Raw genomic sequence first — 16,185 nt, 5'->3', positions numbered from 1 at the left:
CGTCACTTACGCAAGGCCAGATCGATGAAATTCGTTGTCTGAGACTTCAATCGTCACGGATTCCGCAGTTCTGGGCCGCTGGGTATGTTGAAAGCGTCGGTGCAGCGACTAGGGTGGGTGTCTCATCCACTGGACATCTGACTTGGAGGGCCGCGGAAGTGACCACCGAGCTGCGCCGTCTGCGCAACTACATCAACGGAGAATTCCGGGACGCGGCCGACGGACGGACCACCGAGGTCATCAACCCGGCGACCGGCGAGGCGTACGCGACCGCGCCGCTGTCGGGTCAGGCCGACGTCGACGCCGCCATGAAGGCCGCCGCCGACGCGTTCCCCGCCTGGCGCGACCTGACCCCCGCCGAGCGGCAGAAGGCCCTGCTCAAGATCGCCGACGCGTTCGAGGAGCGGGCCGAGGAGCTCATCGCGGCCGAGGTCGAGAACACCGGCAAGCCGATCGGACTCACGCGGTCCGAGGAGATCCCGCCCATGGTCGACCAGATCCGCTTCTTCGCGGGTGCGGCCCGGATGCTCGAAGGCCGTGCCGCCGGCGAGTACATGGAGGGTCTGACCTCCATCATTCGCCGCGAGCCGATCGGCGTCTGCGCGCAGGTCGCGCCGTGGAACTACCCCATGATGATGGGCGTCTGGAAGTTCGCCCCGGCGCTCGCCGCGGGCAACACGGTGGTGCTCAAGCCGTCGGACACGACCCCCGCGTCGACCGTCCTGATGGCCGAGATCATCGGCTCCATCGTGCCGCCCGGCGTCTTCAACGTCGTCACGGGCGACCGCGACACCGGCCGCCTGATGGTCGAGCACAAGACCCCCGCGATGGCCTCCATCACCGGCTCCGTGCGCGCCGGCATGCAGGTCGCCGAGTCCGCGTCCAAGGACCTCAAGCGGGTCCACCTGGAGCTGGGTGGTAAGGCCCCCGTGGTCGTCTTCGAGGACACCGACATCGCCAAGGCCGTCGAGGACATCTCGGTGGCGGGCTTCTTCAACGCGGGCCAGGACTGTACGGCCGCCACCCGCGTGCTCGTCCACGAGTCCATCCACGACGACTTCGTGACGGCCCTCGCCAAGGCCGCCGCCGACACGAAGACCGGCCGGCCGGACGACGAGGACGTGCTCTACGGCCCGCTCAACAACGCCAACCAGCTGAAGCAGGTCACCGGCTTCATCGAGCGGCTCCCCGCGCACGCCAAGGTCGAGGCGGGTGGCCAGCGGGTCGGCGACAAGGGCTACTTCTTCGCGCCGACCGTGGTGTCGGGCCTGAAGCAGGACGACGAGATCATCCAGAACGAGGTCTTCGGACCCGTCATCACCGTCCAGCCCTTCACGGACGAGGCGCAGGCCGTCGAGTACGCGAACGGCGTCGACTACGCGCTCGCCTCCTCCGTCTGGACGAAGGACCACGCGCGCGCGATGCGCATGTCCAAGGTCCTCGACTTCGGCTGCGTCTGGATCAACACGCACATCCCCCTCGTCGCCGAGATGCCGCACGGCGGCTTCAAGAAGTCCGGCTACGGCAAGGACCTCTCGTCGTACGGCTTCGACGACTACACGCGCATCAAGCACGTGATGACGTCCATCGAAGGCTAGTCCGTCTGCCGGGTTGCTCGCTGTTTGCCTCTGCGGCCCGTGGGGGTTGCTCGCGCAGTTCCCCGCGCCCCTTGAGGGGCGATCCCTGGCCCGGCGAGAACCGTGTGACTCGCATTCCGCCCCCGCGTACCGTCGTGTACGCGGGGGCGGCTCCGTGGTGTGCTTCCTTCTTTCTCTTCTCTGCAAAAGATCCGCAGCGCACCCACTCCCCGCCCCCGTGTGGCTGAAGCCCGCGTGACGTACGCCGGGTAAGGGACGCGGTGTGTCGGGCGCCGGCTGATCGACAAGGTGTCGGCTCCACGCGGTGCGGCTCGACGCTGCGTCCATTGCGGGCGCCCCGCGCGCGGGCGCATGCTGCCGGGGTGCGAGCGAACCCCATAGCCTCCTCCGTGTCCCGCCGTTCCCTGCTGCGCGTCCTGGGCGGCGGTGCCGCCGTCGGCGCGCTCGCGGGGTGCGGTGTGCCCGCCGCGTACATCGCGCCGGACGAACGCTCCGCGGGCGACCGCTCGGCGCGCGACAAGAAGCTCACGTTCGCCAACTGGCCCCTGTACATCGACACCGACGACGAGAACAAGACGAGGCGCCCGTCGCTGGACGCCTTCGAGAAGCGGTCCGGCATCGACGTCCGCTACACGGAGGAGATCAACGACAACGACGAGTTCTTCGGCAAGATAAGCCCGTCCCTGATGAACCATCAGGAGACCGGCCGCGACCTCATCGTCATCAGCGACTGGATGTGCGCCCGCTTCGTGCGGCTCGGCTGGGTGCAGGAGATGGACCGGGCCCGGCAGCCGAACGTCACCAAGTACCTGGACCCGCTCTTGCGCTCCCCGCACTTCGACCCGGGGCGCAAGTACACCGTCCCGTGGCAGTCGGGCATCACCGGCATCGCGTACAACAAGCGGAAGGTCGGCCGCGAGATCAAGCAGGTCTCCGACCTGTGGGCCGACGACCTCAAGGGCCGGGTCACGCTCCTCTCGGGCCTCGACGAGGCGTTCGCGCTCCTCCTGCAGGGCGACGGCGTGGACATCACCAAGTGGGATGCGGACGACTTCCACCGGATGTGCGACAGGGTCGAGAAGATGGTGAACAGCCACCACATCCGCCGCTTCACCGGCAACGACTACATCAAGGACCTCTCCAGCGGCGACGTCCTGGCCTGCCAGGCCTACAGCGGCGACGTCATCCAGCTCCAGGCGGACGACCCGGACATCGAGTTCGTCGTCCCCGAGGAGGGCGCGGAGCTGTGGGCCGAGTCCCTGATGATCCCCAACCTGGCCCGCCACAAGCGGAACGCCGAGCGGCTCATCGACCACTACTACGAGCCGGAGGTGGCGGCGGAGCTCGCCGCCTGGGTCAACTACGTCTGCCCGGTCCCGGCCGCCCGCGACGTCCTCGCCTCCGCCAAGGACAAGGACCGCGCCGCCCTCGCCGAGGACCCCCTGATCTTCCCGGACGACGCGATGCGCAAGCGGCTCGTGATCGCGCGTGACATCACGTCGAAGGAGCGGACGGAGTTCGCGAAGCGGTGGAATTCGTTGGTGGGGTTGTAAGTGGGGTTGTAAGTGGGGTTGTAGGAGGGGTGTAGGGGGCGCCGGTCGGGGTGTGACGAGTCTCAGTCCCGTCCGGCTGTCATGCCGCTCTCTCGCGGGCCGGTGTCCTGCCGGGCGAGCAGGCGGCTCATCGTCTCCGCCGCCCGCACGGACGCGTCCGCGCAGCAGTTGTTGAACAGGACGTGGACCTCCTCGGACCGCTCCGCCAGGTGGCGTATGCGCGGGAGCCACTGGGCGAGCTCCGCCTCCGTGTAGGTGTGCCGGAACTTGTCCTCCTTGGAGCCGGTGCCCCACACCTCGCTCCGGCCGTGGAAGCGGACCACGGCGTGCCGGGGAGCGGTGACCGGGGTGACCGGGGGCATGGAGTGCGGCAGGCCCTGCGCCGTGTCGACCGCCACCGCCGCCAGGTCCAGCTCCGCCAGGAGCGCGGCCGTACCGGGCCCTCGGTCCTCGCTCCACCAGTCCGGGTGCCGGAACTCCACGGCCACCGGCCACCCCGCGGCGCGGCGCGCGCACTCCGCGAGGGTGTCCTCCGCCCGGCTGCCGGGGGTGAACCACGGCGGGAACTGGAAGAGCAGGGTCCCCAACCGGTCCGCGGCGCGCAGCGGTTCGAGCGCGTCGCGGAAGCGCTGCCACACGGCGTCGACGAGCTCGGGTCCCGCCACCCGCCCGCGCAGGTCGGGCGGGAGCGCGGCCTGCCGCGTCCGGTGCCCGGTGAGCATCGAGAACGCCTTCACGTCGAAGCGGAAGCCGTCCGGCGTGCGCTCTGCCCACAGGTGGCTGTTGCGGACCTGGGGGAGTGCGTAGTACGTCGAGTCGACCTCGACGAGCGGGAAGCGGCCGGCGTAGTGCCGCAGTCTTCCCGCCGAGTCCCGCAGGCCCCGCGGGTACCAGCCGCTGGCCAACAGCGCGCGGTCCGTCCACGAACAGGTCCCCACCAGAATCTCGCTCATCCGGCCCGGGTACCCCGTGGAGCTCAGGAGGTGCGCAGGGAAGCCAGCACGTCGATGCGGTTGGTGGTGATCGAGTCGACGCCCGCGGCGAGCAGGCGGCGCATCGAGCGGCGCGTGTCGGGGGTCCAGGCCGAGAGGAGCATGCCGTGGCGGCGCACGTGGATCGCCAGTTCGCGGTCGACCAGCGGGAAGCGGTAGTTCAGCCAGCGCGGCTTGACCGCGTCGAGCAGGACGGGGCGGGGCGGGGCCAGGGTCGTCCAGGTCAGCGCGATCTCCGCGCCCGGATCGGCAGCGCGGACGGCGAGCATCGTCTCCCCGCCCGCGCAGTAGTACACCCGCTCCGCAGCGCGGCACTCCGCGACGGCCCCGACGACCGCGCGCACGTCGTCGTAGGACGCGCCCGGCAGGTCGATCATGAGCCGGTGCCCCTCGGTGGCCGCGAGGGCCGCTTCGAGGGTCGGCACGCCGCCCTCGGTGAGGCCGTCGACCTCCGCGGCGGAGAGGGCGGCGATCGGCCGGTCGCACTCCCACAGACGCTTGAGCGTCGCGTCGTGCAGCAGGACGGGCACGCCGTCGCTGGTCAGGCGGACGTCGATCTCCACCGCGTCCGCGCCCCGGTCGAGCGCGGAGCGCAGGGACGGGAGGGTGTTCTCGCGGACGCGGTAGGGATCGCCTCGGTGGGCCACAGCAGTCACGGTGCGCATGGGCCCATTGTGGTGCCGTCCTACCGGGCCAGCCACGTATCCGTGTACGTGTCGATCTCCGTCGCGATCCGGGCCTTGCCCGCCGGGTCGAGGAAGGACGCCGCCACGGCGTTCTTCGCGAGGTCCGCGATGCCGCGCTCGTCGAGGCCGAGGAGACGGGCCGCGACGGCGTACTCGCTGTTCAGGTCCGTGCCGAACATGGGCGGGTCGTCGGAGTTGACGGTGACGGTCACCCCGGCCGCCACGAACTGCCTGATCGGGTGCTCGTCGAGGGTGCGGACCGCGCGCGTCGCGATGTTCGAGGTCGGGCAGACCTCCAGCGGGATGCCGTGCTCGGCGAGGTGGGCGAGGAGCTCCGGGTCCTGCACGGAGGTCGTGCCGTGGCCGATGCGCTCGGCGCCCAGGTGGTTCAGGGCGTCCCAGACCGTCTCGGGGCCCGTCGTCTCGCCCGCGTGCGGGACCGAGTGCAGGCCCGCCGCGATGGCCCGGTCGAAGTACGGCTTGAACTGCGGGCGCGGGACGCCGACCTCGGGCCCGCCGAGGCCGAAGGAGACCAGGCCCTCGGGGCGCAGCTTGTCGGTGGTGGCAAGGCGGACCGTCTCCTCGGCCGATTCGAGGCCGGCCTCGCCCGGGATGTCGAAGCACCAGCGCAGTACGGTGCCGAACTCGCTCTCGGCGGCCTTGCGGGCGTCCTCGATGGCGTCCATGAAGGCGCGGTCGTCGATGCCGCGGCGGACGGAGGAGAAGGGGGTGATGGTCAGCTCGGCGTAGCGGACGTTCTGCCGCGCCATGTCGCGGGCCACCTCGTAGGTGAGCAGGCGCACGTCCTCCGGGGTGCGGATCAGGTCCACGACGGACAGGTAGACCTTGATGAAGTGCGCGAAGTCCGTGAACGTGAAGTAGTCGGCGAGCGCCTCGGGGTCGGTCGGCACCGCGGAGTCGGGGTGCCGGGCGGCCAGCTCGGAGACGATGCGGGGGGAGGCCGAGCCCACGTGGTGCACGTGCAGTTCCGCCTTGGGCAGTCCGGCGATGAAGGCGTGCGGGTCGCCGGCTGTCGCGGGTGCGGTCTTCTGCTGCTCGGTCACGGTTTCCTCCCCAGGAACGGGTTTGATCGGCTGATCGGTGGGTCGGGATCATCGTAGGCGGCGGTCGGCGCGGGCAAAGCTGGGGCCGTAGCATGACGGAACGTACGAAAGAGGTGACCCGTCATGTCCGCGAAGTCCGAGGACGATGCCGTGCCCGGCGAGGGGGCGCCGGGGGAGCCTGAGGAGCGGGATCCGTGGGCGCCGCCCGCGGAGGGCTCGCCGGGGCCGGGGGCCTTTCCGCCTCCGCCTCCGCCGCAGTCACCCTCTCGCTCTCCCTCCCCGTCTGCATCTCCGACCCCGTCTCCGCTTCCGCCGCCGAGTCCGCAGGCCGGTAACCCCTTCGCGGCGCCCGGCGAGCCCGTGCCGCCGCCTCCGGTCGCGCCGGACGGGCCGGGGCAGGTGCCGTACGGGTACGGGCATCAGGGGCCGGGCGGTTTTCCGGGGTACGAGGGGCAGCCCGGGCCCCCCGGCTACCAGGGTTATCCGGGATACCCCGGTTACCCGGGGCACCCCGGCGGCCAGGGCGGACCCGGCTACGGCTGGCCCGCCATGCCGATGGCGCCCGCGAACGGCATGGGCGTGACCGGGCTGGTCCTCGGGATCATCGCGGCCGTCGGCTTCTGCCTGTGGCCGCTGGCGATCATCCTCGGCATCCTCGCGGTGATCTTCGGCGCGGTGGGGCGCGGGAAGGCGCGGCGGGGCGAGGCGACGAACGGCGGGCAGGCCCTCGCCGGGATCATCTGCGGAGCCGCGGGCATCGCCCTGGGCGTGGCGTTCCTGGTGCTCCTCATCGTGCTGCCCGACGACTACACGGACGCGAACTCCTCGCCGGACGACCCGGGTTATTCGGCGACGTCGGCCTCCTGAGCCGCCCCGCGCGGCCCCGGCTCACCCCCCGTACGTGGCCTCCGACTCGTCGAGCACGGCGGAGAAGTCCGCGGCCAGGCGGACCGCGTCCGCCGTCTGGAGCGCGGACGTGGTGATGCGCACGGCGGTGGGCGTGGCGATGCGGAAGCGCGCGCCCGCGGCCACCCACCACCCCCGCGAGCGCAACCCGTTGACCACCGCGGACTCGTCCCGCACGGGCACCCATACGTTCATCCCGCTCGCCCCCCGCGCCGTGATCCCGTGCCGGTCGAGCTCACGGATCAGCGCCTCGCGCCGCTCCGTGTAGGCGCGTTCGGCCCGCCCCACCACCTCGCGCGTCGCGGGGTCGGTCATCGTCCGCTCGACCGTCTCCTGCAGTACGTGACTGACCCACCCTGAGGTGAGCAGCATCCGCCCCTCGTGCCGGGCCAGCGTGGTGGCGTCGCACGCGAGGGCCGCCCACCGCAGGTCGATGCTGAGGTGCTTGGAGACGGTGCGCACCTGCGCCCAGCGCGGGAGCCCGCCGGTCGCCAGTGAGTGCGGGGCCGCGCCCGCCACCTCGGCGTTGTGGTCGTCCTCGACGACGAGGACGTCCGGATGGCCGTCGAGGGCGTCGAGCAGCGCATCGCGCCGCGCCGCCGTGAAGCGGCCGCCCATCGGGTTCTGCCCGCGCGGGCTGCACACCAGGGCCCTGGCACCCGCCCGCAGCGCGCCGCGCAGCGCGTCCGGCCTGATGCCCTCGTCGTCCACGGCCACCGGCGCCATGCGCAGCCCCAATGCCGGTACGAGGTCGAGGAGATGGTGGAAGCCGGGGTCCTCCACGGCCACCGTGTCACCCGGCTTCAGCTCCACCGAGAGCAGCCGGGCCATGCAGTCAAGCGCCCCGTGCGCGAAGGTCACCCGCTCCGGTGGCACCCCGTCCCGCGCGAACCACTCCCGGGCCAGCTCCTCGAGTCCCGCGAGGCGCGGCGCCGCGCGGTGCGATCCGCCCACCGGCTCCACCCGGGCGGGTGGCGTCAGGACCGGCAGCAGAGCCGAATCCGGATGCCCGCCCGCCAGGTCGCGCACTCCCTGGGGCGCCCTGGGCGGCCTGCGGGTCCCCACCGCCGGGGCCTGCGCCACGACCGTTCCGCCCCGGCCGCGGGTCACCACGATCCCGCGCTGGCGCAGTTCCTTGTAGGCCGTCGCGACCGTGCCTGCGCTGACCCCCAAGTCGTCGGCGAGCCTGCGCACCGGAGGCAGCGCGGCCCCCGGCGCCAATCCGCCGTCGGCCACGGCCTGTTCGACCGACGCGGTAATGCCCTTGGCGGTCGAACCACTGATCACATATTGTGCTGCCACGTAAGAGATTATGTACCGGTACAAAAAACTGAGTCAAGTCGACACCAGCACGTCCAGGGGGATGGGTGAGCTTCAGTCAACAGCGGGCCGCGTTGTACGCACGGATACCAGGGGGTGCCGACGGCCGCCGCATGCTCTGGATCGCCCTGATCAACAAGGTGGGGACCGGACTCTGGATGGGGGCGGCCGCCCTCTACTTCACCCTGGTCACCGGGCTGTCCGTCGCCGAGGTCGGCGTCCTGCTCGGAGTCTCGGGCGCCGTCGGCATCGCGGGCGCCCCGCTCGCCGGCCACCTCGCCGACCGCTTCCCGGTCACCCGCATCATCATCGGCGCCCAACTCCAGCAGGCCATCGCGCTGTTGGCACTGCTCACGACGGACGACTTCGCGCTGCTCCTGCTGTACTCGGCCGTCAACAGCCTCGCCGACCGCGGCGCCAACGTGCTCACCAAGCTGTACGCCGCCCGGATCGCGGGCCCGGACCGCACCAGGTACCAGGCGGTGCAGCGCACCGTCTCCAACGCGGGCTGGGCCCTCGGCGGTCTGGCCGGTGCGCTCGCTCTCGCCGTCGGCACCACCCACGCCTACCAGGCGCTGCTCATCGGGAACGTGGTCAGCTTCCTCGCCGCCGCGGCCCTCACCCTGCGCTGCGCCGAACCGCCTTCACCGTCCCGGGTGGTCACCGACCCGACGGCCACCGGGACCGCGACCGCGCCCGTCGCCCCGGCGTCCAATCCCTGGCGCGACCGCTCCTACCTGCTCTTCACGGTCACCGAAGCGGCCCTCTTCCTCGACGACGCGGTGCTCCAGGTGGGCATCCCCCTGTGGATCGTCCACGCCACCGACGCCCCGCACGGCCTCGCGCCGCTCCTCATGGTGCTCAACTGCGTGCTGGTCGTCTGCTGCCAGGTCCCGCTGTCCCGGTTCGGCAGTACGCCGGAGCGGGCCCGCGCGCTCCTCGTCCCGCTCGCGGGCTGCTTCGTCGTCGGGTGCGCCGCGCTGAGCGCCTCCACGCTCGGTGGCACGTGGCTCGCCGTCGCCGCCCTCACGGTCGCGGCCGTCGCCCTCACCTTCGCGGAGATACTGCACGCCATCGCCTCCTGGGAGCTCTCGATCGCGCTCGCCCCTGGCGACGCCCAGGGCGCCTACCTCGGAGTGCACGGCCTGTCCTCGTCTGCCCAGCGCAGCGGCGGACCGCTGCTGGTCACCGCCGTGATCGCGGCGGGCCCGCTCGCCTGGCCGGTCCTCGGCGCGGGCGTGATCGTGACGGTGGCGGCGCAGAGCCGTCTGGTACGCAAGCGGCTGAGCGGGCGGAGCACCGCGGCAGGCCCCGTCGTGGCGGGCGGCGGTCCGGCCCCGGGGGACCCCGCGCCGAGCGAGGCCGCGACTCCCCGGCCCATGTGAGGCGACCCGCCGGTCAGAGGCGGGAGCGGGCCTCCATGAGGGCGAAGCCCAGCAGGTTGGGCCCCCGCCACCGGGCGGGGTCGTCCGTCCGGGGATCGTCGGCCGCCAGGCCGATGCCCCAGACGCGGTCCAGGGGGCTCGCCTCGACCAGGACCCGGTGGCCCGTGCCCAGGAGGAAGTCGCGCAGGGCGGGGTCCGAGGCGAACTTGTGCGTGCTGCCCCTGACCACGATGTCGAAGCGCTCACGCGTCCAGGTCGCCTCGTCGAAGCCCCGTACGAGCCGGCCCGCCTTCTTCGCCTCCGCGGGGGTCCGGGCCGCGAGGGCCGCCCGCTCCGCCTCCGGGTCACCGAAGAGGCGGGCCTTGGCGGCCATCATCCAGTGCTCGGCCGTCGCGTACCGCACGCCGTCCACGGTGAAGGGCGAGGGCCACCACTGGCTGAGGCAGCTCGCGCCCAGCGTGCCGTCGCGGCGCGGGGTGTGGCCCCAGAAGTGCAGGTACTTCACCTTCTCGCCCGCGCGCACCGCGCGGACCAGCGCCTCCACCGTCCGGATCGAGTCGTTCTCCGTCATGCACGCGAGTCTGGCACGCACCACGGACACTCCGTCCCGGGTTTTCCGGGGGGACTCGACACCTGGTCGACACCTCACCGACAGATTTCGTCGCGTAACCAAAAGGCAACAACGGAATCACTTGTTGGGCTACCGGGGCTCTGTCAGGATCGTCACTCAAATCGATCTGGAGCTACGCCGACCCCAGCGGGACGGGGAGGGCGGCGGAGGAGAGCGTCATGCACAACTTCCAGGCGCGGGACCACTTCGCGGACGGCGCGCAGTTCATCGCCGGGCGGCTGACCAAGGGGACGTCGGGCACCAGCCATGCCGTCGTCGACCCCGCCACGGGCGACGAGGTCCACTCGTACGAGCTCGCCGGAAGGGACGACGTGGACGCCGCCGTCGCCGCGGCCGCCGAGGCCTTCCCGGGCTGGGCGGGCGCCACCCCGGGCGAGCGCTCCGACGCCCTGCACCGGTTCGCGGGCGTCCTCGCGGCGCGCGCCGAGGAGTTCGCGCAGGCCGAGTCGCTGCAGTGCGGCAAGCCGATCAAGCTGAGCCGGGAGTTCGACGTCCCGGGGACCGTCGACAACGCCGCCTTCTTCGCGGGCGCGGCCCGCCACCTCCAGGGCCAGTCGGCCGGCGAGTACACCGGTGACCACACCTCGTACGTACGGCGAGAGCCCATCGGTGTCGTCGGGTCCATCGCCCCCTGGAACTACCCCCTGCAGATGGCGGCCTGGAAGATCCTCCCCGCCATCGCCGCGGGCAACACGATCGTCCTCAAGCCCGCCGAGCTCACCCCCTTCACCTCACTCCTGTTCGCGCAGGCCGCCACCGAGGCGGGCATCCCGGACGGTGTCGTCAACATCGTCAGCGGGGCCGGACGCGACGCGGGCGAGCACCTCGTGGGCCACCCCGACGTGGCCATGACCTCCTTCACCGGGTCCACCGGCGTCGGCAAGCGCGTCGCCGAGATCGCCACCGCCACGGTCAAGCGGCTGCACCTGGAGCTCGGCGGCAAGGCGCCGTTCGTCGTGTTCGACGACGCCGATCTGGCGGCCGCCGTGCACGGCGCGGTCGCCGGTGCGCTCATCAACTCCGGGCAGGACTGCACGGCCGCCACGCGCGCGTACGTGCAGCGTCCCCTCTACGACGCCTTCGTGCAGGGCGTCGCCGACCTCATGGAGAGCGTGCGGCTCGGCGACCCCTTCGACCCGGGCACCGACATGGGGCCGCTCATCTCGCACGTGCACCGCGACCGCGTCGCCGGATTCGTCGACCGGGCCCGGTCCTACGCGCGCGTGGTCACCGGCGGCGAGGCGCTCGCACACCCCGGCGCCTACTACAAGCCCACCCTCATCGCGGACGCCGCGCAGGACAGCGAGGTCGTGCAGTCCGAGATCTTCGGGCCGGTGCTCGTCGTGCTGCCCTTCGACTCCGACGACGAGGGCATCCGGCTCGCCAACGACACCCCGTACGGCCTCGCCGCCTCCGCCTGGAGCCGCGACGTGTTCCGCGCCAACCGCGCCACCCGCGAGATCAAGGCCGGGTGCGTGTGGGTCAACGACCACATCCCGATCCTCAGCGAGATGCCGCACGGCGGCTACAAGGCCTCCGGCTACGGAAAGGACATGTCCGCGTACTCCTTCGAGGAGTACACGCAGGTCAAGCACGTCATGTTCGACAACACCGCGGTGGTCCGCAAGGACTGGCACCGCACGATCTTCGGGGACCGATAGTCACGTCGTCACCAGGCCGCACGACCGGCGGCCGCCTTATTCCCGAAAGGGCAACCACGCGCATGGAGCAGTACGAGCCCGATTGCCTCTCCCCGGCCCAACTGGCCGCCATGCACCGCAGCTTCACGAGCGGCAGGGCCGCCCTGACCCGGCGCTCCGTGCTGCGCGCAGGCACGGGCGGCGCGTTCGCGGCCGGCGGACTCGCGGCGCTGAGCGCCTGCGGGATCCCCGCGGCCGGCAAGAAGCAGGGCGAGGTCTCGTCCGAGGACCACTCGGCGCAGGAGAAGCGCGTCACCTTCTCCAACTGGACCGAGTACATGGACGTCGACGAGAAGGACGAGAACCGGCGGCCGACCCTGAAGGCGTTCACGAAGCGCACCGGGATCGAGGTCAAGTACACCGAGGACATCAACGACAACGTCGAGTTCTTCGGAAAGGTCAAACCGCAGCTCGCCGCGGGCCAGGACACCGGGCGCGACCTCATCTGCGTCACCGACTGGCTGGCGGCCCGGTTCATCCGCTTCGGGTGGGTCCAGAAACTGGACCCGGCCAACCTGCCGCACGCGTACGCCCATCTCTCCACCCAGTTCCGCGACCCCGACTGGGATCCGGGCCGCGCGTACTCGTACCCGTGGACCGGCATCTCCACGGTCATCGCGTACAACAAGAAGGCCACCGGCGGGAAGAAGATCACCTCGGTGTCCGAGCTCCTGGACGACCCGAAGCTGAAGGGGCGCGTCGGATTCCTCTCGGAGATGCGCGACACCGTCGGCATGACCCTCCTGGACCTGGGCAAGGACCCCGGCGACTTCACCGACGACGACTTCGACGCGGCCATCGACCGCCTCCAGAAAGCCGTCGACAAGAAGCAGATCCGCCGCTTCACCGGCAACGACTACACCTCGGACCTCGCCAAGGGCGACATGGCCGCCTGCCTCGGCTGGGCCGGCGACATCGTGCAGTTGAAGGCCGACAACCCCGACATCGGCTTCCACATCCCGGACCAGGGCTACATCACGTCCACGGACAACCTCCTCGTCCCGAACAAGGCGCGCCACAAACGCAACGCCGAGCGGCTCATCGACTACTACTACGAGCCGGAACCCGCGGCCCGCCTCGCGGCGTACATCAACTACGTCTGCCCCGTGGACGGTGTGCGGGAGGCGCTCGCGAAGATCGACGAGGACGCCGCGGCCAACCCGCTGATCATTCCCGACAAGGAGATGAAGGCGAAGTCCCGGGCCTTCCGCTCGCTCACGTCGAAGGAAGAGACCGCGTACGAAGAGAAGTTCGCGAAGCTTCTCGGCGCGTAGGCGGCTCCGCGGTTGCCGGTTCGCGTCCGCGGGGCGGTTTGTGGCTGGTCGCGCAGTTTCCCGCGTCCCTTGAGGGGCGCCCCTGTTCCTCCCTCTACTTCTCCTGGACCCATCATGACCACTGCTCAAGAACACGGCGGCGACGTCCGTCTCGCCGGGATCAGCAAGACCTATGGCTCCTTCACCGCCGTGCACCCTCTCGACCTCACCGTGCCGCAGGGCTCCTTCTTCGCGCTGCTCGGCGCGTCCGGGTGCGGGAAGACCACCACGCTCCGCATGATCGCGGGCCTGGAGGAGCCCAGCTCCGGGACGGTCCGCCTCGGCGACCAGGACGTCACGGCCCTGCCGCCGTACAAGCGGCCCGTGAACACCGTCTTCCAGTCGTACGCCCTCTTCCCGCACCTGGACATCTTCGAGAACGTCGCCTTCGGCCTGCGCCGCCGCGGCATCAAGTCCGTGAAGAACCAGGTCGGCGAGATGCTCGACCTGGTCCAGCTCGGCGAGCAGGCCCGCAAGAAGCCGCACCAGCTCTCCGGCGGCCAGCAGCAGCGCGTCGCCGTCGCCCGCGCGCTCATCAACCACCCCAAGGTGCTCCTCCTCGACGAGCCGCTCGGCGCCCTCGACCTGAAGCTGCGCCGCCAGATGCAGCTGGAGCTCAAGCGCATCCAGACCGAGGTCGGCATCACCTTCGTGCACGTCACGCACGACCAGGAGGAGGCCATGACCATGGCCGACACCGTGGCCGTGATGAACGGCGGCCGCGTCGAGCAGCTCGGCGCCCCCGCCGACCTCTACGAGAACCCGCGGACCACCTTCGTCGCCAACTTCCTCGGCACCTCCAACTTCATCGAGGCGGAGATCCAGGGGGGCGGCGCCAAGAGCGGCGGCGACCTGACCGTCAAGGCCGGCGACTGCAAGCTGACGCTGCCCGCCGCCCGGTGTACGGGCCCCACCGCCACCGGCGACAAGGTCCTGGTCGGCGTACGGCCCGAGAAGATCGCCCTCACGCACGCCGACGACGCGGGGCGGATACCCGAGGGCCGCAACCGCATCACCGGCCGCATCGGCGACAGCAGCTTCATCGGCGTCTCCACGCAGTACGTCGTCCGCAGCCCGGTCTGCCCCTCCTTCGAGGTGTACGCGCAGAACATCGAGCGCGACGGCCGCCTCACCCCGGGCGCCGAGGTCGTCCTGCACTGGAACCCGGCGCACACCTTCGCCCTGGACGCCGCACAGGACGTCGCGGCGGGCGTCGAGAAGGTCGAGGAGGAAGCCTCCGCATGACCACCGTGACCGACGCGCCACCCCCGGCCCCCGGGGCCGCACCCGACGACAGCGCCCCGGCCCCGCGCAGGACCCGCAAACGCGGCCGCCTCGTCCCGTACTGGCTGCTGCTCCCCGGCCTTCTCTGGCTGGTCGTCTTCTTCGCGCTGCCGCTCGTCTACCAGGCGTCGACCTCCGTGCAGACCGGCTCCCTCGAAGAGGGCTTCAAGGTCACCTGGCACTTCGCCACCTACTGGGACGCGGCCGCCGACTACTGGCCGCAGTTCCTGCGCTCGGTGCTCTACGCGGGCGCCGCCACGGTCCTGTGCCTGCTGCTCGGCTATCCGCTCGCCTACCTCATCGCGTTCCGCGCGGGCCGCTGGCGCAACGTCATCCTCGTCCTGGTCATCGCGCCGTTCTTCACCAGCTTCCTGATCCGCACGCTGGCGTGGAAGACGATCCTCGCGGACGGCGGCCCCCTCGTGGGCGCCCTGAACTCCCTGCACGTCCTCGACGTCACCAGCTGGCTGGGTGTCACGGACGGCGACCGGGTCCTCGCCACGCCGCTGGCGGTGATCTGCGGACTCACGTACAACTTCCTGCCGTTCATGATCCTGCCGCTCTACACCTCCCTGGAGCGCATCGACGGGCGGCTGCACGAGGCCGCGGGTGACCTGTACGCCAGGCCGTCGACGACCTTCCGCAAGGTGACCTTCCCGCTCTCCATGCCGGGTGTCGTCTCCGGCACGCTGCTCACCTTCATCCCGGCGGCGGGCGACTACGTGAACGCGGACCTGCTCGGATCCACCGACACGCGCATGGTCGGAAACGTCATCCAGACGCAGTTCCTGCGCATTCTGGATTACCCGACGGCCGCCGCGCTCTCCTTCATCCTCATGGCCGCCATCCTCTTCATGGTGACCTTCTACATCCGCAAGTCAGGGACGGAGGATCTCGTCTGATGGCCGCCTTCTTCCGCCGGCTGCGGCGCAATGCCGTCGTCATCGCGGGCCTGCTGACGCTCGCGTATCTGCTGCTTCCCAACGTCGTCGTGACGGTGTTCTCCTTCAACAAGCCGAAGGGGCGCTTCAATTACTCCTGGCAGGAATTCTCGCTCGACGCGTGGCGGGACCCCTGCGGCGTCGCCGACATGTGCGGATCGCTCTCGCTGAGCCTGCAGATCGCCACCTGGGCGACGATCGGCGCGACCGTGCTCGGCACGATGATCGCCTTCGCGCTCGTGCGCTACCGCTTCCGGGCGCGCGGCGCGGTGAACTCGCTGATCTTCCTGCCGATGGCGATGCCCGAGGTCGTGATGGCCGCCTCGCTGCTCACGCTCTTCCTCAACATGGGCGCCCAGCTCGGTTTCTGGACCGTGCTCATCGCCCACATCATGTTCTGCCTCAGCTTCGTGGTGACCGCCGTCAAGGCGCGCGTCATGTCGATGGACCCCCGTCTGGAACAGGCCGCGCAGGACCTCTACGCGGGTCCCGTGCAGACGTTCCTGCGGGTCACCCTGCCGATCGCCGCACCTGGCATCGCGGCGGGCGCGCTGCTCGCCTTCGCTCTCTCCTTCGACGATTTCATCATCACGAATTTCAATGCGGGATCGACTGTGACGTTCCCCATGTTCGTCTGGGGATCCGCGCAGCGGGGCACGCCCGTTCAGATCAATGTGATCGGTACGGCGATGTTCCTCGTGGCCGTACTGCTCGTGCTCGCCGGAATGCTCGTCGGCAAGCGCCGCAACAAGCAGGCGAAATAGCGCTTCTCTGTTCTTCGAAGGATTCCTGTTTCCGAAGGATCCCTGTTT

General features: G+C 70.7%; 14 protein-coding genes and 1 pseudogene. 10 read left to right on the top strand and 5 right to left on the bottom strand.

The window, feature by feature from the left end; genetic code table 11:
• Positions 1-158 precede the first annotated feature (158 nt).
• Together ACFVYL_RS17005 and ACFVYL_RS17000 are read left to right on the top strand one after the other, a co-directional pair.
• Positions 159-1,598, top strand: coding sequence for a gamma-aminobutyraldehyde dehydrogenase (locus ACFVYL_RS17005; protein ID WP_389716494.1), 1,440 nt, complete (start codon positions 159-161; stop codon positions 1,596-1,598).
• A 389-nt stretch (positions 1,599-1,987) separates the two neighbouring features.
• The gene (locus tag ACFVYL_RS17000) at positions 1,988-3,151 is read left to right on the top strand and encodes a spermidine/putrescine ABC transporter substrate-binding protein (protein WP_389716492.1); all 1,164 of its coding nucleotides are present in this window, start codon (positions 1,988-1,990) and stop codon (positions 3,149-3,151) included.
• Positions 3,152-3,213: 62 nt separating this feature from the next.
• Here the strand turns inward: ACFVYL_RS17000 and ACFVYL_RS16995 are convergent, their stop codons facing one another.
• The 3 genes and pseudogenes from ACFVYL_RS16995 to ACFVYL_RS16985 form a co-directional block, all read right to left on the bottom strand.
• A complete protein-coding gene (locus ACFVYL_RS16995; protein WP_389716490.1) occupies positions 3,214-4,104 on the bottom strand; it encodes a DUF72 domain-containing protein in 891 nt (296 codons plus the stop codon).
• Positions 4,105-4,127: 23 nt separating this feature from the next.
• Positions 4,128-4,808, bottom strand: a complete 681-nt coding sequence (locus ACFVYL_RS16990) for a glycerophosphodiester phosphodiesterase (protein ID WP_389716488.1) — start codon at positions 4,806-4,808, stop codon at positions 4,128-4,130.
• Between the two features lie 20 nt (positions 4,809-4,828).
• Positions 4,829-5,970 (bottom strand): annotated as a pseudogene (locus ACFVYL_RS16985) (adenosine deaminase).
• 117 nt (positions 5,971-6,087) lie between these two features.
• Here ACFVYL_RS16985 and ACFVYL_RS16980 point away from each other — a divergent pair.
• Together ACFVYL_RS16980 and ACFVYL_RS16975 are read left to right on the top strand one after the other, a co-directional pair.
• The gene (locus tag ACFVYL_RS16980; RefSeq protein ID WP_389716486.1) at positions 6,088-6,228 is read left to right on the top strand and encodes a hypothetical protein; all 141 of its coding nucleotides are present in this window, start codon (positions 6,088-6,090) and stop codon (positions 6,226-6,228) included.
• A gap of 25 nt (positions 6,229-6,253) precedes the next feature.
• Positions 6,254-6,760 (top strand): DUF4190 domain-containing protein, encoded by a 507-nt coding sequence (locus tag ACFVYL_RS16975; protein WP_389716485.1) that lies wholly within the window; start codon positions 6,254-6,256, stop codon positions 6,758-6,760.
• Between the two features lie 21 nt (positions 6,761-6,781).
• On the opposite strand, the gene ACFVYL_RS16970 is transcribed toward ACFVYL_RS16975, so the two are convergent.
• Entirely contained in the window at positions 6,782-8,101 is a 1,320-nt protein-coding gene (locus tag ACFVYL_RS16970; protein WP_389716483.1) for an aminotransferase class I/II-fold pyridoxal phosphate-dependent enzyme, read from the bottom strand.
• Positions 8,102-8,166: 65 nt separating this feature from the next.
• Between ACFVYL_RS16970 and ACFVYL_RS16965 the strand changes: the two genes are divergently transcribed.
• On the top strand, positions 8,167-9,504 hold the full coding sequence (locus tag ACFVYL_RS16965; RefSeq protein WP_389716481.1) for an MFS transporter: 1,338 nt from the start codon (positions 8,167-8,169) through the stop codon (positions 9,502-9,504).
• 13 nt (positions 9,505-9,517) lie between these two features.
• On the opposite strand, the gene ACFVYL_RS16960 is transcribed toward ACFVYL_RS16965, so the two are convergent.
• On the bottom strand, positions 9,518-10,075 hold the full coding sequence (locus ACFVYL_RS16960; protein ID WP_389716479.1) for an NADAR family protein: 558 nt from the start codon (positions 10,073-10,075) through the stop codon (positions 9,518-9,520).
• A 218-nt stretch (positions 10,076-10,293) separates the two neighbouring features.
• Between ACFVYL_RS16960 and ACFVYL_RS16955 the strand changes: the two genes are divergently transcribed.
• The 5 genes from ACFVYL_RS16955 to ACFVYL_RS16935 all read left to right on the top strand — a co-directional run bounded on the left by ACFVYL_RS16955 (position 10,294) and on the right by ACFVYL_RS16935 (position 16,137).
• Positions 10,294-11,796 carry a gamma-aminobutyraldehyde dehydrogenase gene (locus ACFVYL_RS16955; protein WP_389716477.1) on the top strand — a complete coding sequence of 501 codons (1,503 nt, stop codon included), beginning with the start codon at positions 10,294-10,296 and terminating at the stop codon, positions 11,794-11,796.
• Between the two features lie 62 nt (positions 11,797-11,858).
• The gene (locus ACFVYL_RS16950) at positions 11,859-13,109 is read left to right on the top strand and encodes a spermidine/putrescine ABC transporter substrate-binding protein (RefSeq protein WP_389716475.1); all 1,251 of its coding nucleotides are present in this window, start codon (positions 11,859-11,861) and stop codon (positions 13,107-13,109) included.
• Between the two features lie 114 nt (positions 13,110-13,223).
• On the top strand, positions 13,224-14,393 hold the full coding sequence (locus ACFVYL_RS16945; RefSeq protein ID WP_389716473.1) for an ABC transporter ATP-binding protein: 1,170 nt from the start codon (positions 13,224-13,226) through the stop codon (positions 14,391-14,393).
• A complete protein-coding gene (locus ACFVYL_RS16940) occupies positions 14,390-15,334 on the top strand; it encodes an ABC transporter permease (protein WP_389716471.1) in 945 nt (314 codons plus the stop codon). Before ACFVYL_RS16945 ends, ACFVYL_RS16940 begins: the two co-directional genes overlap by 4 nt.
• Complete coding sequence (locus ACFVYL_RS16935) at positions 15,334-16,137, top strand: ABC transporter permease (RefSeq protein ID WP_389716469.1); 804 nt, start codon at positions 15,334-15,336, stop codon at positions 16,135-16,137. The genes ACFVYL_RS16940 and ACFVYL_RS16935 overlap by 1 nt, the downstream gene beginning before the upstream one ends.
• Positions 16,138-16,185 lie beyond the last annotated feature (48 nt).

It is taken from the genome of Streptomyces sp. NPDC058308, from assembly GCF_042880275.1.
GTDB lineage: Bacteria > Actinomycetota > Actinomycetes > Streptomycetales > Streptomycetaceae > Streptomyces.
This window is presented reverse-complemented; position numbering and strand designations above follow the sequence as displayed.